The 26800-nt window shown below is 40.4% G+C and carries 26 protein-coding genes and 1 pseudogene; 14 read left to right on the forward strand and 13 right to left on the reverse strand.

The genetic code is table 11. The features are described from left to right. Complete coding sequence (locus CYAN7822_RS17075) at positions 1–1080, reverse strand: RuBisCO accumulation factor 1 (protein WP_013323506.1); 1080 nt, start codon at positions 1078–1080, stop codon at positions 1–3. Between the two features lie 300 nt (positions 1081–1380). Here CYAN7822_RS17075 and ccmO point away from each other — a divergent pair. Then, positions 1381–2140 (forward strand): annotated as a pseudogene (gene ccmO, locus CYAN7822_RS17080) (beta-carboxysome assembly protein CcmO). Between the two features lie 136 nt (positions 2141–2276). Beyond that, on the forward strand, positions 2277–3863 hold the full coding sequence (locus CYAN7822_RS17085) for an FkbM family methyltransferase (RefSeq protein WP_013323507.1): 1587 nt from the start codon (positions 2277–2279) through the stop codon (positions 3861–3863). Positions 3864–3874: 11 nt separating this feature from the next. On the opposite strand, the gene CYAN7822_RS17090 is transcribed toward CYAN7822_RS17085, so the two are convergent. Beyond that, positions 3875–5005 (reverse strand): ABC transporter permease, encoded by a 1131-nt coding sequence (locus CYAN7822_RS17090; protein ID WP_013323508.1) that lies wholly within the window; start codon positions 5003–5005, stop codon positions 3875–3877. Positions 5006–5228: 223 nt separating this feature from the next. On the opposite strand from CYAN7822_RS17090, the gene CYAN7822_RS17095 reads away from it, so the two are divergent. From CYAN7822_RS17095 to CYAN7822_RS17110, 4 genes are all read left to right on the forward strand, one after another. After that, complete coding sequence (locus tag CYAN7822_RS17095; protein ID WP_041933286.1) at positions 5229–5420, forward strand: hypothetical protein; 192 nt, start codon at positions 5229–5231, stop codon at positions 5418–5420. 74 nt (positions 5421–5494) lie between these two features. Next, positions 5495–6121: an inclusion body family protein gene (locus tag CYAN7822_RS17100; RefSeq protein ID WP_049802576.1), complete on the forward strand. Its 627-nt coding sequence runs from the start codon at positions 5495–5497 to the stop codon at positions 6119–6121. 8 nt (positions 6122–6129) lie between these two features. Then, positions 6130–7110, forward strand: a complete 981-nt coding sequence (locus tag CYAN7822_RS17105; protein WP_013323510.1) for a trypsin-like serine peptidase — start codon at positions 6130–6132, stop codon at positions 7108–7110. A 142-nt stretch (positions 7111–7252) separates the two neighbouring features. Continuing rightward, on the forward strand, positions 7253–8218 hold the full coding sequence (locus CYAN7822_RS17110) for a hypothetical protein (RefSeq protein WP_013323511.1): 966 nt from the start codon (positions 7253–7255) through the stop codon (positions 8216–8218). Positions 8219–8246: 28 nt separating this feature from the next. On the opposite strand, the gene CYAN7822_RS39505 is transcribed toward CYAN7822_RS17110, so the two are convergent. Next, positions 8247–8447: an AAA-like domain-containing protein gene (locus CYAN7822_RS39505; protein ID WP_041933287.1), complete on the reverse strand. Its 201-nt coding sequence runs from the start codon at positions 8445–8447 to the stop codon at positions 8247–8249. 275 nt (positions 8448–8722) lie between these two features. Here CYAN7822_RS39505 and CYAN7822_RS17120 point away from each other — a divergent pair, with 275 nt between their 5' ends. The 3 genes from CYAN7822_RS17120 to fni all read left to right on the forward strand — a co-directional run bounded on the left by CYAN7822_RS17120 (position 8723) and on the right by fni (position 10966). Further along, positions 8723–9082 (forward strand): hypothetical protein, encoded by a 360-nt coding sequence (locus CYAN7822_RS17120; RefSeq protein WP_013323512.1) that lies wholly within the window; start codon positions 8723–8725, stop codon positions 9080–9082. A gap of 116 nt (positions 9083–9198) precedes the next feature. Then, a complete protein-coding gene (locus CYAN7822_RS34650) occupies positions 9199–9822 on the forward strand; it encodes an SH3 domain-containing protein (RefSeq protein WP_013323513.1) in 624 nt (207 codons plus the stop codon). A gap of 109 nt (positions 9823–9931) precedes the next feature. Next, positions 9932–10966 (forward strand): type 2 isopentenyl-diphosphate Delta-isomerase, encoded by a 1035-nt coding sequence (gene fni / locus CYAN7822_RS17130; RefSeq protein WP_013323514.1) that lies wholly within the window; start codon positions 9932–9934, stop codon positions 10964–10966. Between the two features lie 82 nt (positions 10967–11048). Here fni and CYAN7822_RS17135 read toward each other — a convergent pair whose 3' ends face one another. Beyond that, on the reverse strand, positions 11049–11693 hold the full coding sequence (locus tag CYAN7822_RS17135; protein WP_013323515.1) for a DUF1361 domain-containing protein: 645 nt from the start codon (positions 11691–11693) through the stop codon (positions 11049–11051). A 250-nt stretch (positions 11694–11943) separates the two neighbouring features. Between CYAN7822_RS17135 and CYAN7822_RS17140 the strand changes: the two genes are divergently transcribed. Further along, the gene (locus CYAN7822_RS17140) at positions 11944–12516 is read left to right on the forward strand and encodes an opioid growth factor receptor-related protein (protein WP_013323516.1); all 573 of its coding nucleotides are present in this window, start codon (positions 11944–11946) and stop codon (positions 12514–12516) included. A gap of 100 nt (positions 12517–12616) precedes the next feature. On the opposite strand, the gene CYAN7822_RS17145 is transcribed toward CYAN7822_RS17140, so the two are convergent. The 5 genes from CYAN7822_RS17145 to CYAN7822_RS17165 all read right to left on the reverse strand — a co-directional run bounded on the left by CYAN7822_RS17145 (position 12617) and on the right by CYAN7822_RS17165 (position 18325). Further along, complete coding sequence (locus CYAN7822_RS17145) at positions 12617–13459, reverse strand: ATP-grasp domain-containing protein (RefSeq protein ID WP_013323517.1); 843 nt, start codon at positions 13457–13459, stop codon at positions 12617–12619. A gap of 64 nt (positions 13460–13523) precedes the next feature. Beyond that, positions 13524–13994, reverse strand: coding sequence for a DNA phosphorothioation-associated protein 4 (locus CYAN7822_RS17150; protein ID WP_013323518.1), 471 nt, complete (start codon positions 13992–13994; stop codon positions 13524–13526). A gap of 128 nt (positions 13995–14122) precedes the next feature. After that, positions 14123–15853: a diflavin flavoprotein gene (locus CYAN7822_RS17155; RefSeq protein ID WP_013323519.1), complete on the reverse strand. Its 1731-nt coding sequence runs from the start codon at positions 15851–15853 to the stop codon at positions 14123–14125. A 95-nt stretch (positions 15854–15948) separates the two neighbouring features. Continuing rightward, positions 15949–16500, reverse strand: coding sequence for a phosphate-starvation-inducible PsiE family protein (locus tag CYAN7822_RS17160; protein WP_013323520.1), 552 nt, complete (start codon positions 16498–16500; stop codon positions 15949–15951). A 94-nt stretch (positions 16501–16594) separates the two neighbouring features. Further along, a complete protein-coding gene (locus tag CYAN7822_RS17165) occupies positions 16595–18325 on the reverse strand; it encodes a diflavin flavoprotein (protein WP_013323521.1) in 1731 nt (576 codons plus the stop codon). A 281-nt stretch (positions 18326–18606) separates the two neighbouring features. Here CYAN7822_RS17165 and purN point away from each other — a divergent pair, with 281 nt between their 5' ends. The 4 genes from purN to CYAN7822_RS17185 all read left to right on the forward strand — a co-directional run bounded on the left by purN (position 18607) and on the right by CYAN7822_RS17185 (position 23606). Next, positions 18607–19245 carry a phosphoribosylglycinamide formyltransferase gene (gene purN / locus CYAN7822_RS17170; protein ID WP_013323522.1) on the forward strand — a complete coding sequence of 213 codons (639 nt, stop codon included), beginning with the start codon at positions 18607–18609 and terminating at the stop codon, positions 19243–19245. A 108-nt stretch (positions 19246–19353) separates the two neighbouring features. Beyond that, positions 19354–20445, forward strand: a complete 1092-nt coding sequence (locus CYAN7822_RS17175; RefSeq protein WP_013323523.1) for a glycosyltransferase family 4 protein — start codon at positions 19354–19356, stop codon at positions 20443–20445. Between the two features lie 224 nt (positions 20446–20669). Next, positions 20670–22532 carry a CARDB domain-containing protein gene (locus tag CYAN7822_RS17180; RefSeq protein ID WP_013323524.1) on the forward strand — a complete coding sequence of 621 codons (1863 nt, stop codon included), beginning with the start codon at positions 20670–20672 and terminating at the stop codon, positions 22530–22532. 42 nt (positions 22533–22574) lie between these two features. Further along, on the forward strand, positions 22575–23606 hold the full coding sequence (locus CYAN7822_RS17185) for a histone deacetylase family protein (protein WP_013323525.1): 1032 nt from the start codon (positions 22575–22577) through the stop codon (positions 23604–23606). Positions 23607–23626: 20 nt separating this feature from the next. Here the strand turns inward: CYAN7822_RS17185 and CYAN7822_RS17190 are convergent, their stop codons facing one another. The 4 genes from CYAN7822_RS17190 to nblB all read right to left on the reverse strand — a co-directional run bounded on the left by CYAN7822_RS17190 (position 23627) and on the right by nblB (position 26789). Next, positions 23627–24088, reverse strand: a complete 462-nt coding sequence (locus tag CYAN7822_RS17190; RefSeq protein ID WP_013323526.1) for a hypothetical protein — start codon at positions 24086–24088, stop codon at positions 23627–23629. A gap of 136 nt (positions 24089–24224) precedes the next feature. Further along, positions 24225–24791, reverse strand: coding sequence for a PEP-CTERM sorting domain-containing protein (locus CYAN7822_RS39510; RefSeq protein ID WP_013323527.1), 567 nt, complete (start codon positions 24789–24791; stop codon positions 24225–24227). Between the two features lie 78 nt (positions 24792–24869). Beyond that, entirely contained in the window at positions 24870–25973 is a 1104-nt protein-coding gene (locus CYAN7822_RS17200) for a tetratricopeptide repeat protein (protein ID WP_013323528.1), read from the reverse strand. A gap of 153 nt (positions 25974–26126) precedes the next feature. Then, entirely contained in the window at positions 26127–26789 is a 663-nt protein-coding gene (gene nblB, locus CYAN7822_RS17205) for a phycobilisome degradation protein NblB (RefSeq protein ID WP_013323529.1), read from the reverse strand. Positions 26790–26800: the final 11 nt, after the last annotated feature.

Consider the following 26800-nt stretch of genomic DNA (forward strand, 5'->3'; position numbering starts at 1 on the left):
TTAATCATCCATTTGCCAAGGTTCTAGAAGATTATTTTCATCAAAGATTTTCTTAGGTTTCATCACTAGAATCACTTGACCGAGTAAGGGAATATTTGGGTCTTCTTCAAACCATTGAAAGACTAAATTTCCCTCTTGTTCTATCAGGTAATAATTATTGACATCCCACTCAATTAAATTTCGCTCCACCACCACTAAAACCTCTTCGGCTTTTCCGGGTAAAGGTTTAGGCAATTGTTCGCTTGAACAGAGAATGGCTACCGGCTCTTGGGCTTTTAAAATCACTTGCCAGCCCGGAATAGGAACCATAGTCGCCTGATGATCTAAGCGGACGATTTGAAAAGGTCCTTCAGCCACAATCGGGGTGAGTGCCGCTAGAGCTTCCACCGTTAGCGGTAAAACTCCCACCAAGGGAATAATACGGGCTAATTCAGTTTCTTGTTCTAACCTATAGACTGGCATCAAAGGCGCAGTGCGAGTTGAAACCACCGTAAAATCAAGCAAGAGTTTTTCTAAAGCTTCTCTAGCACCCGAAGAGTAAGCAAACTTCAAACCTTTAGCAATTAAACGGGAACGAGCTTGAAGGTCTTTTTTTTGTCTAGCGGCTTTCCAACACTGATAAGCCATTGCATCTCCGGGATGTTTTTCAAACCCTGCCGGCAACTGGGGAAAGCGATCATAAGTTTGTACCGCTTTAGCTAACTCACGAGATTCATCGAGGTCTAATTTTTTTTCTCGGGCTAATTCTGCCACCGATGCTCGTTGTTGTTGGTTTAGAATACGAAATTCATATAAAATGTCGCTACGAGGGCCTTGATAATAGGTCAAGGTTTCTGCTGATACTTCCTCATTGAGGAGACTCTCATAAACCTGTGAGGCGACAATAATTAAATTTTGCTGACTGCCTTGAAAGCCAGTTTGTTCAAAAATAGTTTGGGAACTATATCCGGCTTTTTGTAAAGCATAGCAAGCTTTTCCCCAATCAACCCAGTTTCCTTGCTTATGGAGGAGCGAGCGCAGTAATTCGGCGGCTTCTTCTTCTTTGAGATTAGTGGAAGTTTCTTCAGGTTTTTCGTTCATTACCATCTAAAAATACGGTGTGGGGACTCCAGCTAGAGTGGTGAGTCTCATAGCTTTTCCGTTTACTACCTTTCTCAATCTTAGCATGATTGCCATCGCGCGATTCATCTGTAGAAATTAGGGTAACTTATAAAATTGATGATAAATCTTAAGCATTAATTAAAGGCTACACGATAAACTAGATAATAGCATCCATAGACTAGACCAGCAGGTTTCTCACAATTAAACTAAAATTATCTTTTAATGGCTAAACTACCGATTCATCATTCGAGTTCAACCCCTGCCCCCTCGCAACAACCCATGAAAAAACGAATACAATCTCGAGATAGTGCCCTTGGGTTAGTGTCCACCACAAGCTTTCCCGCTATTGTAGGAACGGCTGATATGATGCTCAAATCAGCAGAAGTGACCTTAGTGGGCTATGAAAAAATCGGTGGGGGTCACTGTACGGCTATTGTGCGAGGTCCCATTGCTGATGTCCGTTTAGCGGTAGAAGAAGGGGCAAAAAACCGCCGAACAGTTTGGCCAATTAATCTCTAAATTGGTGATTCCTCGCCCGATGCCCAATTTAGAGGCGATTTTTCCCATCGGAACTCGTCTAGCGGAAGTGGCCCAACAACAAAAGGGTTATAGCCGCTTGAGTAACCGGGCCATCGGTTTATTGGAAACACGCGGCTTTCCGGCCATGGTAGGGGCAGCCGATGCCATGTTAAAATCGGCTGATGTCCAATTAGCCTCTTATGAGACTATTGGGGATGGATTATGTACGGCTATTATTCGAGGGTCTATTGCTAATGTGGCGGTGGCCATCGAAGTAGGAATGCAGGAAGCTGAACGCATTGGCGAATTACACGCGGTAATGGTGATCCCCAGATTGTTAGAAGATTTAGAAAATACCCTACCAGTGGCCAGTTATTGGTTAGAACAACCTGAACCCTTACCGATGTTAATGCCTACCCCAGTTAAGGAAAAACAACGCGAGTTAGTCGCTTTGCCAGAATTAGAGAAAGTGCAATTTCCTATGAGGAAGAAAATTAAAGGAAAAGAAGAAATCCTATAAACCCGTGAACCGAGAGTTATGATTGAGCATATAGCAGAATTCAGGAGATAGTAACTAGATCTCTTTTCATGGAGAATGCCTATATAAATCCCTTAATTTATCTTTCTAACCTAGATGTTAGAAAAATTGTTTAGATATGGAAACTTCCCAAGAGAATTCTCCTATAAATGTTTATTGTGAATATCTTCAACAAAATTATCCTGCACTTAATTTAAATTCTTATCCACAATTGTTGACGGATGTAGAAAAGACCAACTGGGATGAACCCCAATCAGCAACAGATTTAAATAATATTGCTGTTATAACTTTAATTGAAGCAGAACAGGCCCAAGATTTATCAATTCGTTCTCTCTATTTAGAGACAGCAATAGAAGTTTTAAGGCAAGGGGTACAAGAAGAGTCTCATCCTCTGTGTGCGGCTCATATTGCTTTGATTAACGTGATGATAGGTGAAATTGAACAGGCCCGGAGGATAGCTTTTTCGTCTTTTTTGGAAATTATGCAACCTCTATATCAAGGAGAAAATTTGGGTCGTGGATTAGTCTATTTACCCAAGAAAAACCCCATTTTTGCTAATCTTTATACAAAAGAAATAGATAATTTATTACAAGCTCACGATGGCTATGCTCAAGCTTTATTATTGTTAACAGAAGTCCTGGTACAAGCTCAGTTAGTTTTTTATAATCTAAGCGGATTGCGGTTTCTTCAGTTAGGAACTCAAATTGCTCCTAATTCGGTGATTCGTAATCTTCAGTTAGGACTTTCTTGTTTAGCGAATAAACAATGGGAAGGATTATTATATTTACAAAGATCTAGGGAATTAAAACCCAATTATGCTCAAACCATTCAGTCATTATATTTAGCTTATAAACAATTACAAAAACCCGCAATTAGTCAATTTTGGCATCAGATGGCGGCTGAATATTATCAACAAACAAATCAATCTTCTGATTGGGCGTGGAGTCAATTGCCGCTAGATAGTCCTTTTACCTATATACCTTTTGATGAAGAGGTTTTACTAGCCGTAGAATCAAGTCTCCACAGTATCGTTACTCTAGTATTATTAGCTCAACGAGATTGGTTTGAAACCGAAATAGAATTTTGGCACAATCAGCTTCAACCGGGAATGACAATTATTGATGTGGGAGCTAATGTCGGCGTTTATACCTTCAGCGCGGCATTAAAAGTCGGTTCTACAGGAAAGGTAATAGCTGTTGAACCTTTTGTTGGCTGTGTAAAATGTTTAGAAGAAACTGCACGAATCAATCAATTAACTCAGGTAAAAATCTATGCAGCAGCCGCCAGTGAGCGCCAGGGAACGGCTTTTTTAGCTCTCCATGCAGCTAATGAATTAAATGAAGTAGTGATGAAGGAATCTGTTGCTCCTGAAGGCAAAAACCTTCTTGAAATCCAATGTTTGACTCTTGATAGCTTAATTGAGCAGGAAAATCTTAGTCAAGTTGATTGGCTTAAACTGGATGCTGAAGGTCATGAAATGCAGGTTTTAGCCGGTTGTGAGCGGCTATTGAGAGAATTTTCTCCTAATATTATCTATGAAAATATTGCGGGTAGTCAAAGCAGTAATACACCCGTTGCTGAATATCTTTTATCAAGAGGATACCAGCTATTTCGTTATCGTTCCTATGTCCAAGACCTAATTGCCATTGAGTCTCTTGAAGAGTTACAAGGAAATCTTAATATTATTGCTTTACCTTCTGCTTAATTGAGCGACTTTTATCGTTGTTCTAAACTACGAGGATCAAGCGCATCTCTTAACCCATCTCCTAATAAATTAAACGCTAATACCGTCAAAACAATCAATACAGCCGGTGGCCAAATTAACCAAGGTTGTAACACTAAAATAGAGGCATTAGTGGCTAAAGATAATAAATTTCCCCAACTGGGATCGGGTTGCTGAATGCCTAACCCAATTAAACTTAAAACCGATTCAGCAATAATAAAACCCGGCACCGCTAACGTGGCAGAAATAATAATATAACTGGCCGTTTGCGGAAGCACATGACGGATAATAATATAAAAAGGTTTAGCCCCCATCGCTCGCGCGGCTTGTACAAACTCCTGTTCTTTGAGAGAAAGTACCTGACCTCGAATCACCCGAGCGAGTCCAGACCAACTAATAAAAGAGGTAATTAAAACAATTAATAAAAAGCGTTGAGCGCTCGATAAACTCGGGGGTAAAACAGCCGCTAAAGCCACTAATAAATAAATCCCCGGAATCGTCATTAGCACTTCAACAAAACGCATCAAAATCATATCAATCCAGCCGCCGAAATAGCCAGATATGCCACCAATAATCATACCTAACGGGAAAGAAATGATAATTCCCACTAAGCCAATAAATAAGCTAATTCTGCCGCCAAATAATAAGCGGCTAAATTCATCTCTGCCTTGTTCATCGGTTCCGAGTAAATTAATTTTGCCAGGACCTACTGCACCAAATAAATGTCGGTCCACTGTCAAACCTGGAAAAATATCCACTTCTTGAAACGAGGGGGGAAGAGGAAGACGAATTTGAAACAGTTGGTAAGGGGTTCCTTTGACGAACAAACGAATGGGAGAGGGTTGACTAAAGTCTTCTTTAATGGTACGTTCGCCGGTTTTGAGATCAGTAGGACTTTGGGTAGTGGGATAAACGTGGGGTCCTATCCATTTTCCCTGATCAGGGCCTTGTTGCACTCGCCAGTAAATCGGGGTAGGTGGTAGGAGGGAACCATCGTCTTGCCCATCATAAGGACTATAAGGCGCAACAAAGTCAGCCGCAATGACTATAACATAAAACAGGATCAGTAAGATGGCTCCAAAACGAGCTAGAGAGTTATGTTTTAGCCTTTGCCACCAGTTCATTTTTATCTCCCAAAGTTTGGTTCTATTTTAGCATGAATTACCTCTGCACTACGCTGTATATCAGGTTGACGCGACGTTGCTAACATCCACTTTGTTAGCAGAACCTTTTTGGCTTGATTAGTATAAAAATTCTACTTTTGCTGAGGAAACAGGGGAATAGAGTTGAGGAGATGCTAGGGCGAGTAAAAGATGGTGGGAAGCGGCTTGTAAAGGATGTCAGCAATTGAAAGCGTTTAATCCGGTTGCGGCTGATTACTGGTTAGGGATAGCTTTGGTAGGGTTGGGAGATAAGTTGGGAGTAATACAAGCATATCAAAGCGCTTTAATTCAGCAATTATTGTATCCGGCTCGTGGGGAAGTGGAGAAGAATTTGCAACGCCTCAAAGGTAAGAAGGGTAATGGTTATAGGGGATGAGGGGAGATTTTTGGGGAGAAAATTGGCTCGTAACTTGAAAAATTCCTCAATAGGGGTGGAGAAACGTCTAATAGATGTGGGAAAAACCAAATCCCCTAAAACAGTATATCTTCAGAGGTATAGCCAAAATAGGGGTTTTTATGACGACAGAATTAAAGCAAACGCCCAATAAATTCAATGTTATTGCAGTAATTGACACTAAGCGCATTCGAGCAACTTATCCAAAACCTAGCCAGGATAAGACTAAGCCGACTCGCATTAATTCCAATGACCTGTTTCTCATCGTTTCTGGCTCGACAAGGGTTATAGAAACTTCCGAAGAGATTTTCAAGCTTGAGTTAATCGCCAAACCTGGCGATCAGCTATCTTTTAAATCTACTTCGATCTATGCCAATTCCCAAGATGCGACGATTATTTACGGAATTTTTCAAAAAAATAGTACTTTTAAATCTTTTCAACCCAATTTCGTCACTATAAATCGCGCATTCTACAACTCAGAAAACCCAGATGGTCTGCCTCCAAAATACGAAAGCATTACTTCGGTTAGTTATGAAGCTAAAGTAAGCAGAGCAGGAACGGAAAATTTGAGCGTTTACATAGCTCTCTATAAGTTGGCTAAGGATGGAAACACACAAGAGTTATTCGGTTACTTCTCTTGGGACTTTACCATTGAAATTTCACGAAACACTAACCAATCTTAGGAGGACTAATGGACTCATTAATAGAATCGCTATTACAAGACATACTTGATGGAACAAGTAAGATTAATCTCGCCGACGAGGTAGAAAAAGTTCTTAAAGACGAAACAGTTAAAAAATATCTGCAAGATTTAATTAACAATCCAGATATTAATCTGAATGACTTGCTTCCTCCTTCTGAGAAGAAAACACCAGAGGAAGAATTAAAGATAAATCTAGAGGCTATAATCCTAACAGCTAATAGAACTCCGATCTTAATCGAAGATGACACTTTTAAAGAGGCAGTAGATCCCCTATGGAAAGACCCTTTGGAGAACGCAAGAAAACATATCGAGTTTGCAATTAAGGCATCTGGAAGAGTTCAATATAGTTTTAGTGATCGTTTTATAACAATCGGAACAGCTTGGCTTGTTACTTCTGATATTGTGATAACCAACCGCCATGTAGCAGATGAATTGGCTAATAGGGATTCTAGTATTGATTTTAGAGGAGAACATTTCTCTTTCGATACATCTCTGTTTAAAGTAGAACGAATCCTTCACATTGAGAAAACATCAGGACCAGATATTGCTTTTTTAAAGCTATCTACAACAGAAAATACTGACGGTCTAAATAGACAACCAACTTCTTTACTAGATAGACAACCAATTCCTTTATCAGAATCAACAAAATTCACACCGACCCAAAATGTAGCGATAATAGGTTATCCAGGAAGACCTGACAGCAAAGACGAAGATGCGTCTCTTATAGCTCGGATATTGGAGTATAAATACGACGTGAAGAGGCTACAACCTGGTAATATTATTGGGGTAACTAATAATTCTATCAAGCATGATTGTTCTACAGTTACAGGAAATTCTGGTTCTGTTCTACTGGATTTAGAGACAGGAAAGGCTTTGGGGATTCACTACGGAGGAAACGCCAGAATCACTAACCATGCAGTTCCGGCATCAGTTATAAAACAACGTCTTCAAGAGTTAGAGCTTTGCTGAGTTTTAAAACAGTCCTGCAAGGCTTATGCAAATTAATGGTCAATAGTCTACCTGTAGGAATAAAGAGACTGTCTCTTGCTATGGGTAGAATTTAGGTGTAAGTCCTATTTCATTTATTGATCGAGTTTGGAGATCGGTTACTATGCTAGATATTACTGTCGAAGACTTTAGAATACTTATCGGAGAAAGATTTTCCATTGAATTTCAACGGACACTCAAAATTCCTGATGATGGTAAAATTTATCCACTCCCACCAGGATTAGGTGTGTTTCCAGTTTACCGAGTTGCTGACTATCTAAACCGCGTCCCCGACCATTGGAAGAAGCCTAATAGCTTCTTCATTCCCATGTATCAGCGAGAAGCACTATGGCTTGGCTTTAACGGGAGATACTGGAAGCCAAACGCAGTTAAAATAGGAGTTGGCCAAATCAATGCAGTCTCTGGTGAAGCATGGGACGAATATCTGCAAGATAATCCACAAGACTATCTTGTTTGTCCTAATCAACCTTGGTTAGATGGGATCAATGTGGGTGAAGGTTTCATCCGTCAATTTGTTGCTGTACCGCTAGGTTTAGGTGATACGATTGAAGCTCAAGTAACTGGGGTAGAGGAATTTGGTGGCATCCAAATTTTAGTCTATGAACCCAAACTTGGTAAATTTCCCGACCAGCCACCACCTATCTCAGATAATTATGATGATATAATATTGGAGAGTACCTCTATGACACCCGCAGTCGATAGTGAAATGGGACTTGGGGCAGGAGGGAAGATGAAACAAAAAATCTATCCTGACGAATATGGTATAGACACTTGGGATCTAGAGAACTACGGGTCGATTTCTGTATATATTGTCAACAGTGAAAAGTATCAAGAGATAACCGGTCTTGAACCACCTCCAACACCAATTGATGTGCAGACTTACACCCAATATGGATTACCCTGGTTTAGTCTGTACGATGAAGAAAAAGGTGATCTTCCAGCATCTGCGAGATTGGCAGAAGTTAAAACAATCGGAAAAAGAGAGGCGGAAAGAGGAGTTAAACTTGATACAGATGATCTATCAGTTGATGTGTCTGAATTTAACATCAAAAATATAGATTTATTTTAGTTAGGATTTACATTTGTTTGGTTTTCAATCAGATCACTAAAATAACTCCATACAATTGACAACGCGGCGCGACTTGATTACCCGCAAGCTTGACTAAACCCATACTCTGTAACTGATAAGCGGATGTCCCAAATCCCTCTTCATCCCAATATTCATTGAATTTATTCGGTAACTTAAGCTCTCGGCCTAGATTGAAGCAGTGTACTCGCTGCTCTTGTAGGGCTATCACTCCTCTAGCTGTAAGCTATTGCCTGAGCGGCTTGCGCGTAGCACCATAAATCTACTTCTCTAACAGGTAGCACAAAAGCGGGCAGTCTGGTAAATTATCTCTTAGATCGGATGTCATAACTCTGTAGGCTAGAAAAAGTTCTTGTTTTAATTCTCAGCTTGAATAAGAGTTATTTTCCGACATTTCCCGCTTTGGCTCCTTCCAAACGAGAGCCATCTTAATCTAATCTCAAATTTGAACTAAAGTTAATAATCAAGGCTCTTGGAGTTGTATCTATGAATAAGCAATCATTAATCCTTATTTTTCCGATTTTTGGGGCAATTTTTGGCTTGTGGATTAGTCCAAGCACAGCCGACGAAGTTCGACAGATTCCTGTCGAAGAAGTTAAAAACCCTGAAGTTTCCACCGGCACAGTACAAGATTTAAGAGAACTTCCCTCAAAAGATCTTTCCGAGTGGTTTTCTAATCAATCATCCTCGAATCGTGGAGTAGATTCTAACTTATATCAGATTGATAATGGCTCTTACAAAGCCGCGCCTTCTGTGGATTTCCTCGAGGAACAAAATCAATGGAAAAATACGAATCATGGGGATGTACAACCCGTCAGTGGTTCGATTGATTTAACCAAATTTTAAAGGTTAGGAGTTTCTACACCTTAAAGCATAGACCATGATCTTTCTCTTTTGAGAGGAGATTGAACCCTGACTACCGCTAATCTAAAACTAAAGCGGTAGTGAAAAGGGTTAAAAAGATGATGGGTGTTAATAGACTTGATCGGCTGATAAGTTTGTCTTTAGGATTACTCAGTTTAGGGGCAGTTGTAGGCTTTCCCTCTACAGCCAAGGCACAACCTCCAGCTTGCTATATGGTAACTCAAGCCGGACAGCTAATCGATTTGTCCTCCATCTGTGGAGTAGAGGCAACACCGAATAGACCTCAAAGTAACGAATTCAATGGGCAACAAGCTCCCTCTAACTCTCAAAATTCTTCCTTACAAAATTACAACCAACAAACACTAACTCAACAGTCACCTCCAGGGCAGCCAGGAAACTTTGCAGGACAACAAACCTTCGCTCTCCCTGGCACTGTGGCAACACCAACAGGAGGAAACGGATATAGAGATTTTACAGGATTTACAGGGTTTACAGGAGCGAGTGGCTATAATAATGCCCAATGGCAACCCATTAATGATTCTACCGACTTACGTTCAGAACCTAATGGAGGTTCTTTAATTACCCAATTGCGGGATGGTCAGCCTGTACGTCCCTATAACGGATTACGTAGCGGCAACTTTGTTATGGTTGAAACCCAAAGCGGTCAGAGAGGTTGGATCAACCTGTGGCAGTTACCCAATGGCTTCGGGATTTCTCCTTAGTAGCGAGTAGGGGAAGGGTTTGTTTTATTTGCATCCATGCAGAAAACACTGGGAATGAGGCAGCGATTTATGGTAAGCTTTGCGTGTTTGATGACCACAAGTGCGCGTAATGAACCAAATCACTGATATTGAAAGCAGAAAAGCCGAACACCTGCGAGTTTGTCTAGAAGAAGACGTACAATTTAGAGAAGTCACCAGTGGCTTAGAGCAATATCGCTTTACCCATTGTTGTCTTCCGGAAATTGATCGCCGCGACATCGATCTCCGTACCACCTTCCTCGGCAAATCTCTTGGCGCACCTCTGTTAATTTCCTCTATGACTGGAGGAACAGAATTAGCTCGCCTAGTCAATACACGACTAGCAACAGTTGCCCAACACTATCGGTTAGCGATGGGGGTAGGTTCCCAACGAATTGCCCTCGAACAACCCCATTTAGCACCGACTTTTGCTGTGCGTTCCCTTGCGCCTGACATTCTGTTGTTGGCGAATTTGGGGGCTGTGCAGTTGAATTATGGATGCGGTTTAGAGGAGTGCTTACATCTGGTAGATTTGCTCGAGGCTGATGTTCTCATTCTACATCTTAATCCTCTACAAGAGTGCGTGCAAACGAAAGGAGACACGAATTTTCGAGGACTATTGAGCAAAATTGCCGAACTCTGTCAAAAGTTACCCGTGCCGGTCATGGTCAAAGAAGTGGGAAATGGGATTTCTGCACCAATGGCTAAACAATTAATCGAGGCGGGTGTAGCCGCCATTGACGTAGCCGGAGCCGGTGGAACCTCCTGGGCGAAAGTGGAAAGTCAACGAGCTAAAGACAAAAAGCAACGCCGTCTAGGGCAAACTTTTGCGGATTGGGGTATTCCTACCGCCGAGTGTATCACCTCGATTCGTGAGATTGCTCCGAGTATTCCTTTGATTGCTTCTGGTGGGATTAAAAACGGTTTAGATGCGGCTAAGGCACTGGCTTTAGGAGCAGATTTAGCCGGATTGGCGCGACCTTTTTTAGAAGCCGCCGTAGAATCAGAATCGGCTGTTGAGCAGTTAGTAGAATTTTTAATTGCTGAACTGGAAACCGCGTTATTATGCACTGGTAATACTACCCTGTCACAATTGAAAAGTTCTGGGGCACTGCAACGCATTTGACTCTCTAAAATTTAAATAGCTTTTGTATTTCATCTTTAAAACCATTTTTTTTAAAGGGTAATTTTTACTGGTCAAGAAAGGGTTATTCGGAATAATTTTTATTTTTCGATTCTTTTATTCTCAAAGCGATTCCTAAATTAACTTGTTTCACTAACCAGTATAAAACGGTGATCACAACAAAGGTAATTACAGTCACTAGAATCGGTTGCTTTTTGACAAAAGTTTCAAAAATACTACTCAATAAAATTTTAGGTTGGGTGACAAAATCCCAAGTATTAAAGCGCTGAAAACGTCCTAAGTAAATGCCGATGGCAGAAAGCGCGTGTATGATGATCTCAGTGGCTAGGATATAGCGGCTGAGATTTTGTCGATGGAGATAGTAACCCACATTAATCACAGAGATGGTGTATGCTTCAAAAGCGGATAAGATAAATAGGGTATATTGGGGAATGAGTACCAAAGCCACAATCCAAGCTGAAAACCCATAACGAATTAAATCAATCAGATGAATAACATCTGTTAAGACATAGGGCGCATTGGGTAAAAAACCCATAAAACTTAAAACACCGATCCACCACAGTAGAGAACGTTTTTGCGCTCGACGGAATAACCAAAAGCTTAAGACGAGAGGAATAAAGGCTAAAAAGAGATTCCAAGCGATCAGCTTATGGCTATAACTTAACACCTGCCAAGCAATGTTGAACCAGATCTGTAGTTGGGTGAGCATAGATATCACAAGTTGACTTCTACTTTTATGCAGTTTAACCCAGAGAGCGGCTAATTTTGTCTATTGTTGCTTAACTCTTGGAGGTAAAGAAGATATTTTTTGAGTGAGAAGAGATTAATATAATAGTTCATAAAAAAGAAAATTCTGAACCTGCTCTGCCGCAAGAGTTGTTAAAAGAATACACGGAAATGGCCGTAAATATGTTTAATTGTAGTGTTTAATTGCTGATTTATTGAGGTTAAGTAAGATTATGTCTTTTGTGAATGCTAAAAACCTGTCTAGTCCTTTGATTCTTTTTTATAAGGGTGAAAGCAGCACTATTACCTCTCATCCTGGCAAAAAAGGCTATCTAATTGATGAAATTTATAATTGGGACTTTGAGCGGCTTGAATATGTACATGATTATATTCAATGGCTCTTTCCTCTGGCTGAAAGAAGTGCTTTTAATCTAGATGCTCCGGTATTAACCGATGAAGATATAGAATGCTTTAAGAATGATGAAGATTTAAAAACAAATGTCCTTAAATCTTTTAAGTTAATGATGAAATTTTATGGGTTTGACTGTGACGATTCTCGGGGGTCAGTTTCTCTCAAAAAATCGAATAATTTTCAGGAAAGAAGCAAAAATTGGTTGACCATAAAAAATCATAATCATTTACGAATTACTCGTATATTAAAAAGCTTAACTCTATTGGGACTAAATAGATATGCTTTAGCGTTTTTCAACATTTTAAATGAATTGTATCAAGATTACAAACAAGAAATTTCAACTTGTAGCTACAATTACTGGAAAGAGGCGGCTCAGATCAGTATTGATCGGTAATCTAGTTGTAGGTTGAGTTGAACGGCAGTAAAACCCAACATTATCTTAACCGGCGTTGGGTTTCGTTTCCTTCGACTATCACTCAAGACATCGCCTGAACCTAACCTACATATCCTTTTAAATAGCTTTTTAAGATTTTTTTAAACATATCTATGATAATATTTTCATCATTATCTCTAATAAAAATCTCGAAATTGGGATGAGAATTGATTTCAATTAACCAGTATTGGCCATTTTTATCGATGGCTATATCTAAGCCGCCGTAAGGGATTTTCATTTCTTCAAACATGGGGGCGATAAATTGATTGATCTCAGCAATAATCTTTGAGTCGGTTATGTGTATTGCTTTTGAACCTTCCCAGTGAAGCGGCGATAAATTGCCAGTAAAGATAGCATCAACTATACTTTTTTCATAAACTAGAAGGATTTCATTTTTAAAAATAATAACTCTATATTCCCGCAAAATATCTATCTGTTCTTGAGCGATGGCTACATAATCATATTCTTTACTGTTCACATTAAAAATGATATCCAGGGAGGATTTAACCTGGTCAATATCCTGACAAAGAAATACATTATTACCGGCTGAACCGGTATTTCTTTTAATAATTATAGGCAGCAAAAAATTTTTTTGTATTTCTTCGACTATTGCGTCAATATTTTTATAGTGTAAATACTTAGAATATTTTTCTGGGCAATAAGGAGATAAAAATGATTCGCTTCTCGGCACATTTACTCGGTCTTTAAAGACATAATAGACATAATCTTTATCTTTAAAAAGTTTACCCACAGAATTAGAAAGAAAAGGCGTAGTATAATTGGTAAAATAATAATCTTCTTGACCGATTTTAAATCTAACTAGATTTTGACTGGGATGAAGAATTTCATAATGAATATTTAAGGCTTTGCAAGCTTCAGTCAAAAGTCTTATGTTTGTCAGCATTATTTAACTCTAATAGATTTTTTACGAAGACTGATACTAGCATAGATAGTCAACCTCGTCAAGATTAAATAGATAAAAATCGACTTAAATCAAATTCTTCATCAGTAGAATCTTCTTGAAAACGTTCATTACTTAAAATTAATAATAATCGATCTGAATAGTCTACCGCTCCTCGTAACTCATCCCTTAACATTTCTAACCCTCCATTAGCATACTCTTCAAAAATTTCTACTCGTTGGGCTTCAGCTTCAAGACGATAAGCTGAAAGAATTTTTGGGTCTTTAGTTTCAGCAATGGCTAAAAGTTTAATCAGGGCATCATAGCCGCGTGAAATAAAAATTTCTAAACTAATAGGCGCGGGTTCTTTAGAGATAATGCCTAAAGGCACTCGCTTTTGAAATTTTGCCCCTAAAGCCGCCGCAAAAACCATCACATCTGCATAGGTTTGAAAGGGACCCGTTGCGCCATTAAAATCCACTAATGCCTGTACTAATTCGGCTTTATCTTTAGCAATTCTAATTCTTGGTATAGCCATAATTTTAAGCTTAACTATTTCAAGTTTTTTTATTATCTCATAAAAATAGAGACGTTACAGACAACGCCTCTACACAGTAGGAAATGGATTGGGGTGCAACGCTCGTGTTCCGCACTGCTCACCTAAACTTAATAACAACTTCCCGACTTACGATGCCAAATAGCAGTTACTCCATCGGCTTCGAGAACTTCGCCCTTATTAACTTCAGCATAAATTAACCAACGATCACCAGTGGCGATCCGTTGTTGTACCGTACATTCTAAATAAGCTAATGCCTCACTTAAGATTAAACAATTATTAGAAGCCGCACGAGTTTCTAGTTCAGGAAAAGAATTATTTTCACCGGCAATAGAGAAAGCAAAATTCCGTCTTAGCGTGCGCCCTTCCTTTAAAATATTGAGAACAAATTGAGTTCCAGGTTCAATTAAACTCTCAGCACCCTGGTCTTCTCCCAGTGCTATCATTAAGCCCGGAGGATTAAAACTCGCTTGAGACACCCAAGAAGTCAGAAAAGCTTGATCACTGTCGCCTCCTGGGGTAGTTAGCACACACAAAGAACCAATAATTCGACCTACCGCTTGTGCAGTACGATCAGCTTGCCCATCTGTGCCGCCTGCACGGGGAACGCGCAATTTTTGCCGGTTTTTCAGGGTTTGGGCAAAAGTGGCCCCCGCCTCTTGACATTGCTGTAAGGTCTTCTCATCGGGCGTAAATTTAACTCGAATACTGTCAAACCCAAAACGATAATTAGCATCTCTTAATTTACTTTCTAGCAGATCGATCGCTTCTCCACTCCAACCATAAGACCCAAAGACACCGGCTAACTTGGTTTTGGCGGCTGACGCTAAAATAATACCCAATGCTGTTTGAATTTGTACCGGCGCATGACCCCCTAACGTGGGAGAACCAATTAAAAACCCGTCACAACTGTCTACCGCTTGATTAATTTGGGCCGGTTCAGCTAATTCACAGTTAATTGATTCTACCGCTATTCCATTATCGATTAAACCTTGAGCGATGGCATTAGCGAGAGTGGTGGTATTCCCATAAGCAGAGGCATAAAATAAAGCGACTTTTAATTCCTGGGTTTTCTGCAACTGACACCATTGGCGATAATCATAAGTTAAGCGGCTAAGGCTATAACGCACAATGGGACCATGACCGGGGGCGTAATATTTGGCTGTAAAGGTTCCTAATTTATCTAAAGCCGCCTCCACCTGTTTCGCTTGTGCTGCATGGATACAGTCAAAATAGTAGCGGCGATCACTATCTAATTGTTTCCAGTCTTCATCATAAAGCACATCATCACACACATGAACCCCAAATAACTTATCGGTGTATAAAATACGGGTTTGGGAGTCATAAGTACAGAGTCCATCAGCCCATCGGGGTGTAGGAACAAAGATAAATTGTAGAAGATGACCGCCGCCAAGGTCTAAAGTATCCTCGGAACGCACCACCTGAATTTGAGATTCTAATGAGGGAAAGGCATTTTTGAGGATGTTAGCCCCCGGTTTTGAACAAATTAGCTTTACTTGGGGTGCTTGTTCTATCAATAATTTTAGGGTTGCCATGCGGTTAGGATTTACATGACCTAAAATGATGTAGTCTAATTGGTTTATGTTGATCTGTTGCCGTAATTGCAGTAAAAATATTTGGGTGAATGACTCGCCGGGTGGATCGATGAGGGCTGTTCGTTCGCTTGTGATTAAATAAGAGTTAGCGGTTGTTCCTTTTTGACGGGCATATTCTATCTCAAATTTGAGTCGGTCCCAGGTGCGAGAACGGAATATTGTGGTGTTTGTAGCTAGGGTGGCTACTTGTACATCTCTTTTAAGGTTTGGTGTTAAGGTTTGCATTTTTGTTTTTATTTATAAGGGTTTTTTAGATGCAGCCTGTAGCAGATGAATACAGATGATTTTGTTGGTAGGGTGGGTACTTGACCCACCTTGTTTTAACTATGTTTTTCTGAGGGTGTGAGAGAAACGGGATTAATATGATTGTTGATGTCGGGATCGGGTACGGTAACTCGACTCCTATGTCGTTTAGATACTTGTTGTTCGGGGTCGATATTATCAAAGGTGGGGGGTAGCCAAACTCTCACCACCATTAGCACTCCTAAGACTAGCAAAAACGCACAGGCGGCTAAGACTTGTGTCCAACTGGTTTCGAGTACCCCTCTAACAATGATTTCTCTTAAAATAGAAACAATCGCGACTTCTACGGCTACTCCAATAGAGACTCGTTGTTCTTTCAGGTAAATAATTAATAGGCGGAATAATTCTACCCAAATTAATAATGAGAGAATGTCTGCCGTTACTGCCTCAAATTGAACCGGTGGCAGTAAGGAGAGATACATTTCTCGGATCTGTAGTACCATGAAACTAAACAGACCGAAACACAGACAGATGACGATAAAATCTTGGATTAGTTCTAAAACTAAAACAATACTTTTTAGACTTAACCAATTAAAGTTTTGCTGAGAATTATTGAAAGATTGAGACACTTGATTAAAACTCCAATTTTAAGTTATGGGTGGTTGGGTTTTATTCCCCAACCCTACAAATCTTATGACTAATTAACTGTTCACGGTTAACTAATTAATAGTGATTTCCTACCTTACGATGGTGAATTGCGGTTAAGCCATCGAGTTTGGCCACTCGTCCTGTCTGTACTGTGCTATAAACAATCCAGTGATCGCTGCATTCCATACGTGTTGTGACAACACATTCCATATAGGCTAAAGCGTCCCCTAAAATTGGACAGCCGTTATTTCCTTGATAGGTTTTCACTCCTTCAAAACGATCCGCCCCAGGGGCAAAACGTTTGAGGAAATGTTTCATCAGTTTTTGATAGTTTCCTTCTTCTAAAACATTGAGAATAAAATGATCTCCTACCTGCATTAAAGATTCAATGGCCCGATCTTTGGCAACGGCGATCGCTATGCCTAGAGGTTCTAGACTCGCTTGCGTTACCCAAGAGGCTAACATTGCCCCTGTAACATTGTCTTTAGCGGCTGTGATCATATACAGTCCCCCACTGAGTCGCCCTAAAGCCCGATCAAGGTCGCTATCCATAGATTTCATCTGCTTAATGGTACGTTCTCGAGTTAACCATTGTCCGAGATCGGTGCCGGCTTCATCACAGATTTTTTCTAGGGTGGCTGTAGGGGGTTCTTTGACTAAAATAGGCGGAAAGGCTTCTGTTAAACCAATTTCTTGAAATTTATTACGTAGCGGATAAATAGGTTCATCTTCGCCCCCGCCAGATTCTAATAATCCGATACTTTGTTTGCGGTTGACTGAGGCTAAAATGGTACTTAGGGCTGTATGGGCAATAGCATCACTTTGAGGCGGCATGGCAATAATTATTCCTGCGGCTTGATAGACCCATTCCCGAATTTCATGCGGTTCACTGGTGCTTAAGTCGATCAATTCTACCGCTACTTCAGTTTTATGAATTCCTAGGGCGATGGACCTGATCAGTTGGTCACTCCAACCATAATCTTGACTGTAAAATAGAGCCACTAATTTCTCGGTTTTTGTCTGTTCTTGACTCCAACTGCGATAACGTTCTACCCACTCAGTTAAATGATGTTGTAGTAGGGGTCCGTGTCCTGTGGCGATCATCCCGATGTCTAATTTTTCAATACGTTTGAGTCCGGCTAGCACTGAACGGGCATTAGGACCCATCAAACAGTCATAATAATATTTAAAATCATCTTCGAGTAAATCGGGTTCTTCATCAAAGGTGTGGTCATCACAGTAGTGCATCCCAAAAGCGTCGCAGGTGTAAAGGATGCGGGTTTTTTCATCATAAGTAAAAATGGTATCGGGCCAATGAAGATTCGGTGCAAAGACAAATTCTAAGTGATGTCCGTTCCCTAAATCTAGGCGATCGCCACTTTTGACCATCTGGTGTTGAAAAGGTTCATGCACCATGTTTTCTAAAAATTGTATGGCCACTTTGGCTCCCACCACTGTGACATGAGGCGCTCTTTTTAAGACTTCTTTGACTAAACCACTATGATCCGGTTCGGTATGGCTAATAATTAAATAATCTAGTTGGGATAAATCAATTAATTCTGTTAATGCTTCTAAATATAATTGCTCAAATTTTCGGTGAGAGGTGTCGATCAGAGCGGTTTTTTCGCCTTTAATTAAGAAAGAATTATAGGTTGTTCCATTTCTCAAACCAAATTCTATATCGAAGCGCTCCCGATCCCAGTCCAGCGAGCGTATAGCCGTTGTTTGCTCTCCTATTTCAAGGGTTTGGATGGTCAAACGACCTGAATAATTAACTTGTTGAGCGACTGTTGTGGATGCAATCATAAAGGGCTACCTCCGATCTATTGATCATCTTCGTTAAGATTCTTGTATTTATAGTGACTTATAAGTATTGATTTTGTAAAATGCCAATTTTTTAAGTTATCTATTAGTTTTTTCTATAATTAAAAATTAGAAGATAGACTAAAGTATATGGTTAGGGCACAGGAAGCGGACTGTAGTCTTTTTTGACCATCTTCTCTAGCTAGATTGGATCAAATCATTACTTTAGGAGTAGTAAAATGAGACAGTTGTCTTATAAATTTGCTCTTTTAAGCATCCTCTGAATGACCAACCAACTACCTAGCTTTATTTCGCCTCAGTGTTCCCCCGAAGAACTCCAGTTAGATCAAACGTTAAAACTAGGGGTAATGGCTTCTGGAAGTGGGACAAATTTTGAAGCCTTGGCACAAGCGATCGCAGATAAGCGCTTAAATGCCCAAATTCAAGTCGTCATTTATAATAATCCTGATGCTAAAGTTCAACAAAGGGCACAACGATGGAATATTCCCACCGTATTAATTAACCATCGACACTACAAAAAAAATCGAGAAGGACTGGATCAAAAAATTGTCGAGGTCTTAAAACAGCACGAGGTAGAATGGGTGATTATGGCCGGTTGGATGCGGATTATTACCCCTGTCCTGCTAAATGCTTTCCCCAATCATGTTTTAAATATTCATCCCAGTCTATTACCCAGTTTTAAAGGCGTTAACGGTGTAGAACAAGCTTTAGCCGCCGGTGTCAAGGTGACAGGTTGTACCGTTCATATTGCCAGTTTAGAAGTCGATAGCGGACCCATCGTCATGCAAGCGGCTGTCCCCATTCTTCCTGATGATACACCAGACACCCTCCACGCCCGTATTCAAGTCCAAGAACATCTCATTTTTCCAATGGCGATCGCTTTAGCGGCTAAAAAATATTAGTCATTAGTCATTAGTCATTAGTCATTAGTCATTAGTCATTAGTCATTAGTCATTAGTCATTAGTCTGTTCCCTGTTCCCTGTTCCCTGTTCCCTAAAATCAAAAAACGGTGAGTGAAATTTTAATCAATTTATCTGTGGTTTTTGATAAACCGACTGGGATTAGTAATTATATTTTAAATCTTCTGCCCTATTTAAAACCACTCAATCCGACTTTACTAACAGCGAAACCGATTGACGATTTTAAAAATTACTCGATTCCGGGCAATTTAACCCCAGAACAAGGCATTAAAGGACACTTAAATCGTTTATGGTGGACTCAATTTAAACTCGATAAAATCTGTAAAAAACTTCAACCATCTCTATTATTTTCTCCCTTGCCTGAAGCGCCGCTATATAGAAATCATCGCTTTGTGGTCATGGTTCATGATTTAATTCCCCTACGTTTTTCTAACCCTTACTCTCCTTTAACCCCCTACTTTCGCTATTATATTCCCCAAGTCCTTCAACAAGCCGGTCATATCGTCTGTAATTCTCAAGCAACAGCCCAAGATATTATCGACTTTTTCGGCATTTCAGCCCAAAAGATTACCCCTATTCCTCTAGCTTATGACGCTACCCATTTCCGTCCTTTAAATCTGCCTAAACCATCTCAACCCTATTTTATCTATCTAGGTCGCCCCAATCCTTATAAAAATTTACCTCGTTTGCTGCAAGCTTTTGCCCAACTGAAAAACCGCAACGACTATCAATTGTGGATTGCCGGACCAAGCGATCGCCGTTATACCCCTAAGCTACAAACAGCCGTAGAGGAATTAGGATTAACTCATCAGGTGAAATTTCTCGATTATGTGAGTTATGGCCAATTACCCGTTATTCTTAATAGAGCTTTAGCCTTGGTGTTTCCTTCTTTATGGGAAGGGTTCGGCTTGCCAGTCTTAGAAGCAATGGCTTGTGGAGTGCCGGTGATTACGTCTAATTTGTCGTCTTTGCCTGAAGTGGCCGGCGATGCCGCCATTTTAATTAATCCTGATCAAACCCATGAAATTACAGCAGCCATGACAGCTATTGCCAACGATAGTCAATTACAATCGCATCTCAGTAAGCTTAGTTTACAAAGGGCAAGCCAGTTTAGTTGGGCAAAAACCGGACAAGCCACCTTAAATATACTCCGCCATCAGATAGATCACTCTTCAACATAAAAAAATTTTTTTTTCAGGAATCTGACTCAATGATGATGTATCTTAATCATGACTGTTCACCTCTAATCTTCCCCTAGCTCAACGAGAAAGATAATTTCTCCCTTGGAGTAAATTAGCTTTATTTAAGCATGAATTCCTCAAAAAAATAGGCTTTTCTATTTTTAAGCAATAATATTGCTGATTTTTGAGAAATGTAAATTTAAAGCAAAAAGGAGATTATTGAGATGAGTTCCACGAATTCTATTTCTGTTGTTGATCTAAATGTCGCCAATCCTCTAGCAGAACAAAACCTTTCTAGTTTGGCAAAAAACTTAAATTTAGATGTTGAGTCAGATGAAATAGACAAGATTTATAAGGCGGCTTCTTCAAGCCCTGATTCCATTATCGAGAGTCAGGGCAATTCTGTTTCTAATAACACAGCAAACAATTCCTCTCCTCAACCTGCCAACAACAGCAATATTGCTAGTAACCAAACTTTGACTGGACAGGGACCGGACTTAATCGCTCAATTTACCAAAATCAAGCTACCCGATACAGTGGAATTTGGCGATCAAGGCCAAGTCAAGATAAAAATAACTAATCAGGGTAATACCACTGCCACAGGTCCAATTAACCTGGAACTATGGAGTTCAACCGATAACAATATTGATAAAAACGATGTTCTTTTGGCGAATCAAACGAAAAACATTAACTTAAAACCTTTTCAAAGTATTACCCTAACGATTAATTATGACAATAATACTTCAGCTATCGCTCCTGGAGCTTACAATCTGATTGCCAGAGTAGACAGCCAAAACCAAGTAGCAGAACTTGAGGAAAACAACAACACCGTTAGTCGTCTCGTGTCTGCTCCCAATACCGATGTGGTGATCGATTGGAATGCAACGGCTTTAAATGCCATTCAAGCCGAAGGAGAAGCCGGACGAGGCATTCCCCCAACAGTAGGCTCTCGGCTATTAGCACTGGTTTCTACGGCCGTTTATGACACAGTTAATGCTTTTAAACATAACTATACTGCTTATGCAGTGGATGTTAATGCCCCGAAGGGTGCGTCATTACAAGCGGCGGCGGTGGGTGCAGCCTACCGGGTTCTAACTCAATTGATTCCTCAGCAAACCACTTTATTTAATCAACAATTGGTTAAATCTTTGGCAGAAATTACCGATCTGCCCGTTGCTGAGACAGCAGGGACTTTATTTGGCTATTCTGTTGCTGACCAAATTCTCGCTCTGCGAGCAAACGATGGCTCCAACAACAACGCCCCCTATGTACCCCCTACGGGTGATTATGTTTGGCAGCCCGATGCACCGGACTTTATAGCACTTAGCCCTAATTGGGGTCAAGTTACCCCCTGGGCTATCCCGAGTGAGGAGGCTTTTGCTCCTAATGGGCTTGATGGTACACCTACCCATAACCCCACACTCTATGCTGAAAACATCGAAGAAGTACGAAAAATCGGTGGAAGGTTTAACACTGATATAACTACTCTTACTCGTACTCCTGACCAAACCCAAGTCGCTCATTTTTGGTCTTATGACCGGGCTGATACTTTCCGTCCCTACGGGCAATTAAATCAAATCGCTGAAGAAGTTGCTGTGCGTGAGGGCACCTCTTTAGCGGAAAATGCCCGTTTATTTGCTTCGTTAAACGTCGCTTTGGCTGATGCGGCGATCGTGGCTTGGGCGGCTAAGTATAAATATACTCAACCCCGTCCCGATGACGTGATAGCCGGTGGCATTGCCGCCAATGATGGAATTGATGCAACTGTGGCTGATCCCAATTGGAAACCTTTACTAGATACTCCTCCTTTCCCGGACTATATTTCGGGTCATTCAACTTTTGCAGGAGCTTTTGCAGGGGTTTTAAAGAACTTTTTTGGGGATAATTATGAATTTAGTGTAGTTTCCCAAGAGTTACCCGGTATCGTTCGTAATTACAATAGTTTCTCGGATTTAGCTACCGAAGATGCTATCAGCCGCGTTTATGGAGGGGTTCATGTGCGAGAGTCCACCATTACCGATGCCCTGCCTACAGGTTTAAACATAGGTAATTATGTCGCTGAGAATTTGTTCCAACCTGTAGCATAAAATGAATCAGGGGAATGACTTTACTCTCCATTACTGAATCCCATGTTAACTATTCATAGCCGCGATCACCAATATCAGAACCCCAAATTTGAACTCATTGACGGTCAACTCCGCCCACCTGTAGAGAATGCTCAACGAGTGGAGACGGTGTTAAGCCGCATTCGCTCGGTCGGGTTAGGTTCTGTTTTGCCGGCTCTTGAAAGGGGTCTCGCGCCCATTTTACGGGTTCATGAGCAGGCTTTTGTTGACTTTCTACAAAACGCTTGGTCAGAGTGGGTTAAAGTATACGGAGAAAGGGAAGCCCTTCCCCTGATTTGGCCAACCCGAACTTTAGGCTATGACCGGCTTCCAGAAGCCATTGATGGTCAGTTAGGCTATTATTCCTTTGATGCCGGCACTCCCATTACAGCAGGGACTTGGCGAGCCGCTAGAGCTTCAGCTAATGTAGCTCTAACAGCACAACAGTTATTAGCCGCAGGAGAACAGGCGGTTTTTGCTCTGTGTCGCCCTCCTGGTCATCATGCGGCAACTAATCTTTACGGGGGTTACTGTTTTCTCAATAATGCCGCCATCGCCGCTCAAGCTTTGCTGGATGGAGGGGCAACCCGGGTAGCTATTTTGGATGTAGACTATCATCACGGGAATGGTACTCAGGAGATTTTTTACCATCGTCGTGATGTTTTGTTCGTCTCGTTGCACGCTGATCCTCGAGTAGAATATCCCTATTTTTTAGGTTATGAAGATGAAAAAGGAGCGGCTGATGGAGTGGGTTTTAATCTTAATTATCCTCTGCCTTGGGGCACTGATTGGCAGCAGTATCGTCAAACCCTTAAAATCGCGCTTGATTTTATTAAAAATTATCATCCTGATGTGTTAGTGGTTTCTCTGGGGGTTGATACCTTTGAATATGACCCTATTTCTAAATTTTGTTTGAAAACCGAAGATTATTTAACTTTGGGTAAGGACATTGCCAGCATTCATAAGCCGACTTTGTTTGTTATGGAAGGCGGCTACGCTGTAGAAGATATCGGTAATAATATCGTTAATGTTTTGAGCGGATTTGAGGATAATTAATTAAGGTTCAACCAGCTAGATTACTTTTCCACTAGATGGTAAAGAGGAAGCTCAAGAAATTGGCAAATCAAAGCGGCTGAATGGCTAATTCCTATAAAATTGGCATATTTCCAGCGAGTTAAATAAAATTTTTCCCGAGAATTTACATAAAAATATATCAAATAAATATAATCATTTTTGATGGGTAGTTTCTCAATATAAACTCCTGAAATTTCCGACAGATTCAGCCGCTTTACTCGCATTCCTCGAAGACCGATTTTTTGCTGAATTAATTGTCCTTTGCTTTTATCAAAATAACAGTTAACCGAGTCAGCAAAGAAGAGAATGATAAGATTAATTATTGTTGAGGGAATAAACCAGAATAAACACCCGGGTAAAGGGAGCAAAATCGCGCCAATTAAGCTTGTTACACAGGCAAGCCAGGCAGAAATCGGTAGGAAAGTTAAAATTAATTGCTGTTCAGTTTGCTTAACAGATTTCATTTTACTACACAAGTTGGGAGTAAATGCTTACTTGTATAGTTCCCAAAACGGGTTAAAAAATTATCATCTAGTCTAAACTTTTACAATACTTATTTACTATTCTTGTCGCTTTGGGGTTATAGATTAAAATGAAGGTTTACTGCTTTTTAAGTTGGCGTTTGAAATAAGCGCCGAAGCTTAGGGCTGTTCCTACGCCGAGGAGGGTGAGGGGTTCGGGGACGTGTGCTGCTTTTATTTGTATTCCTCCACCGCTAGGAAATCCGCCTATTATACCCCGGTTAGTGTCTATAGTAACTGTCCATACATCTTGATGAAGATTACCGTGTTTTGAAGAAAAAGTTTTTGTATTAGATTTGTTTCGTTCTCTTGGGACATCTATAGAAACCCCAAGAACTCCAGATGTATCATTAAAGCGTTCTTCATTAAAAGGATTTTCTGGATGTGGAGCTACAATATGAGAGAGTAAAGTGAAATCAAAAGTTTGTGCCGGAATATTAAGCTTCCCTCGTATTGTCCAATTGTCTGCATTAAAAACAATTGTGTCTATATTATCTGTCCAAGTAGCCAAATTTGTTTCTAGAATAAGAGGTTTATCTGTTTTGGCTGTTAAATTTATGTTAGCCGCTTGAACCGCTAAACAATTTATTGTTCCAAAAATAGTAGATAAACTAGCTACACTAATGTTTATTATTAAGGTTTTCATGTTCCTTATTTAGCTCCTAGTGGTTTTAATTAAGATAAATGTTTGGCAACCCACTTCGCAAATTTTAACTCTATTCCTCTACCCCTTCCCCTTTTTTTTCAATAACTTATTAACCTTATCTACTCCTTCTTGATCATTTCTACTCTGATAAAGTTGGCGGGCTTTTTCTAAAGCTTCTTTTGCTTCCTGTTTACGCTCTCTTTGTTTTAAAGCGAACCCTAAATTATAGTAAATATCAGGATTATTAGGTGCTACTTCTGCCAGTTCTTTATAAACCACAATGGCTCCTAAATAATCTTTTTGAGCCAAGTACACCCTTCCAATACCAGCATTAGCTTCAATAGATTTAGGTGCCAGATAAGAGGCTCTGCGGTAAGCAGTAAGCGCCTCGTCGTAACGCTCTTTCTTTTCTAGCAGAATCCCTATTTTTAATTGAATTTTATAATTATTTGGGTCTAAGCGCTGTACATCTTGTAATAAACTTAATCCTTGATCGAGATTTCCTTGAGCAAGAGAAGCACTAGCTAACTGTAATTTTAATTCGGTACTACTGGGAAATTTTTCAGTGGCATTTTGTAGAAAACTCATGGCTTCAGAGGTACGTTTTTGCTCTAATAAAGCGACCCCCATAATTTCATGTGCTTCTTGATTATTCGGGTCTAAAGCTAATACCCATTGATACACTTCAATAGCTTTATCATAGTTTTTTTGTCGTAGCAGAACTACGCCTAAACCGATGTAGTGTTTGACATTTTTCGGCTCAAGCTGCATGGCATAATAATAAGCTGTGGCCGCATTGCTGTAGTCACCGGCATAAGCGAGATTGTAACCGAGCGCATAGTAAAATTCAGGGTTAGAAGGCTCTAGCGTCAAGGCTTGTTGGTAAGCGCGGACGGCGGCTTGATAATTGCCCTGTAAGGAGTAGAGATAGCCTATGCCCGAAAAAATTTTCGGGTTATCTTGAGCGAGGGTAGCCGCTTGTTGATAGAGGTTGAGAGCCTCAGTATAGTTTCCGTTATCGACGTACTGACGGCCTTGTCGTAGTAAGTCCCCCAATTGTTCATTATGTTGCTTGGTGGATAAAGGCGGCTCGGTTTGGGCTAGAGTAGGAGTAATTTTTAAAACTCCACTGATCACTAAGCTAACCAATAGGGTAAAAGTTGCTTTTGGCAGATTGATCATAGCAAGATGCTCTCAGGGCGTTAATGCTTAGTTTTGTTGATTATCTTACCCTAAGTTGATGGTTAGTAATAACTAGGCAATAGGCTATAGGGTAGCGGGAACAATTGCTCTACTGACGAGCGTGACTAATAACTAATGACTAATGACTAATAACTAATGACTAAGAAGTGTTTGAGCCGCCACAGCCACTTGTTCCACTGGATCGCCAGACAATTGTTCTAAAGCGGTCTTAGCTTGTTCTCCCTCTAAATTTCCGAAGGCCTGGACTAAACGATAGCGAACTTGCCAATCTGGATCATTTATAAAAGGAAGTAATAACTCAATCGCCCGGGAATCGCCTAATTCTCCTAAAGCACTGATGGCGGCTGTAGCCACCAAGCTATTTTCATTTTGGAGGGCAATTTTAAGAAGATCAAAGCCTCTGGGGTCACCAAACTCTCCTAAACAAGCAATAATGCTCATTTGGATCAGCCATTCCGAGGTTTGATGATATAACTGTTGTAGGTCTTCAAAGGCGGCGGTCAGTTTTAAGCCGCCAATGACATCAGCCGCCACTGCTTTAACATCGGCTTCCGGGTCAAAGCGTAGGCGTTCGCGCAATAATTCTAAGGCTTTTTCTAAATCTTGTTTTCCTAAAGGATCTAACTGACTAACTGCCGCGTAGCGTACCCGAACATTTTGATCGCTCACGAGGGGTTGAATCATTTCAAAAGCTATTTTCGGGTCTAATTGACGTAATTGATTAATCCCTCGGATGCGATCACCAAAATCGCTGGAGTCAATTAATGCTTGAACTGATTCTGGGGTTACACTCATCGAAAATTTTG

It is taken from the genome of Gloeothece verrucosa PCC 7822 (assembly GCF_000147335.1).
GTDB lineage: Bacteria > Cyanobacteriota > Cyanobacteriia > Cyanobacteriales > Microcystaceae > Gloeothece > Gloeothece verrucosa.

Coding starts and splice junctions, on each gene's coding strand:
- CYAN7822_RS17075 (WP_013323506.1), bottom strand. CDS start 1,080: ATGAACGAAAAACCTGAAGAAACTTCCACTAATCTCAAAGAAGAAGAA.
- CYAN7822_RS17085 (WP_013323507.1), top strand. CDS start 2,277: ATGGAAACTTCCCAAGAGAATTCTCCTATAAATGTTTATTGTGAATAT.
- CYAN7822_RS17090 (WP_013323508.1), bottom strand. CDS start 5,005: ATGAACTGGTGGCAAAGGCTAAAACATAACTCTCTAGCTCGTTTTGGA.
- CYAN7822_RS17100 (WP_049802576.1), top strand. CDS start 5,495: ATGTGGGAAAAACCAAATCCCCTAAAACAGTATATCTTCAGAGGTATA.
- CYAN7822_RS17105 (WP_013323510.1), top strand. CDS start 6,130: ATGGACTCATTAATAGAATCGCTATTACAAGACATACTTGATGGAACA.
- CYAN7822_RS17110 (WP_013323511.1), top strand. CDS start 7,253: ATGCTAGATATTACTGTCGAAGACTTTAGAATACTTATCGGAGAAAGA.
- CYAN7822_RS17120 (WP_013323512.1), top strand. CDS start 8,723: ATGAATAAGCAATCATTAATCCTTATTTTTCCGATTTTTGGGGCAATT.
- CYAN7822_RS34650 (WP_013323513.1), top strand. CDS start 9,199: ATGATGGGTGTTAATAGACTTGATCGGCTGATAAGTTTGTCTTTAGGA.
- fni (WP_013323514.1), top strand. CDS start 9,932: ATGAACCAAATCACTGATATTGAAAGCAGAAAAGCCGAACACCTGCGA.
- CYAN7822_RS17135 (WP_013323515.1), bottom strand. CDS start 11,693: ATGCTCACCCAACTACAGATCTGGTTCAACATTGCTTGGCAGGTGTTA.
- CYAN7822_RS17140 (WP_013323516.1), top strand. CDS start 11,944: ATGTCTTTTGTGAATGCTAAAAACCTGTCTAGTCCTTTGATTCTTTTT.
- CYAN7822_RS17145 (WP_013323517.1), bottom strand. CDS start 13,459: ATGCTGACAAACATAAGACTTTTGACTGAAGCTTGCAAAGCCTTAAAT.
- CYAN7822_RS17150 (WP_013323518.1), bottom strand. CDS start 13,994: ATGGCTATACCAAGAATTAGAATTGCTAAAGATAAAGCCGAATTAGTA.
- CYAN7822_RS17155 (WP_013323519.1), bottom strand. CDS start 15,853: ATGCAAACCTTAACACCAAACCTTAAAAGAGATGTACAAGTAGCCACC.
- CYAN7822_RS17165 (WP_013323521.1), bottom strand. CDS start 18,325: ATGATTGCATCCACAACAGTCGCTCAACAAGTTAATTATTCAGGTCGT.
- purN (WP_013323522.1), top strand. CDS start 18,607: ATGACCAACCAACTACCTAGCTTTATTTCGCCTCAGTGTTCCCCCGAA.
- CYAN7822_RS17180 (WP_013323524.1), top strand. CDS start 20,670: ATGAGTTCCACGAATTCTATTTCTGTTGTTGATCTAAATGTCGCCAAT.
- CYAN7822_RS17185 (WP_013323525.1), top strand. CDS start 22,575: ATGTTAACTATTCATAGCCGCGATCACCAATATCAGAACCCCAAATTT.
- CYAN7822_RS17190 (WP_013323526.1), bottom strand. CDS start 24,088: ATGAAATCTGTTAAGCAAACTGAACAGCAATTAATTTTAACTTTCCTA.
- CYAN7822_RS39510 (WP_013323527.1), bottom strand. CDS start 24,791: ATGAAAACCTTAATAATAAACATTAGTGTAGCTAGTTTATCTACTATT.
- CYAN7822_RS17200 (WP_013323528.1), bottom strand. CDS start 25,973: ATGATCAATCTGCCAAAAGCAACTTTTACCCTATTGGTTAGCTTAGTG.
- nblB (WP_013323529.1), bottom strand. CDS start 26,789: ATGAGTGTAACCCCAGAATCAGTTCAAGCATTAATTGACTCCAGCGAT.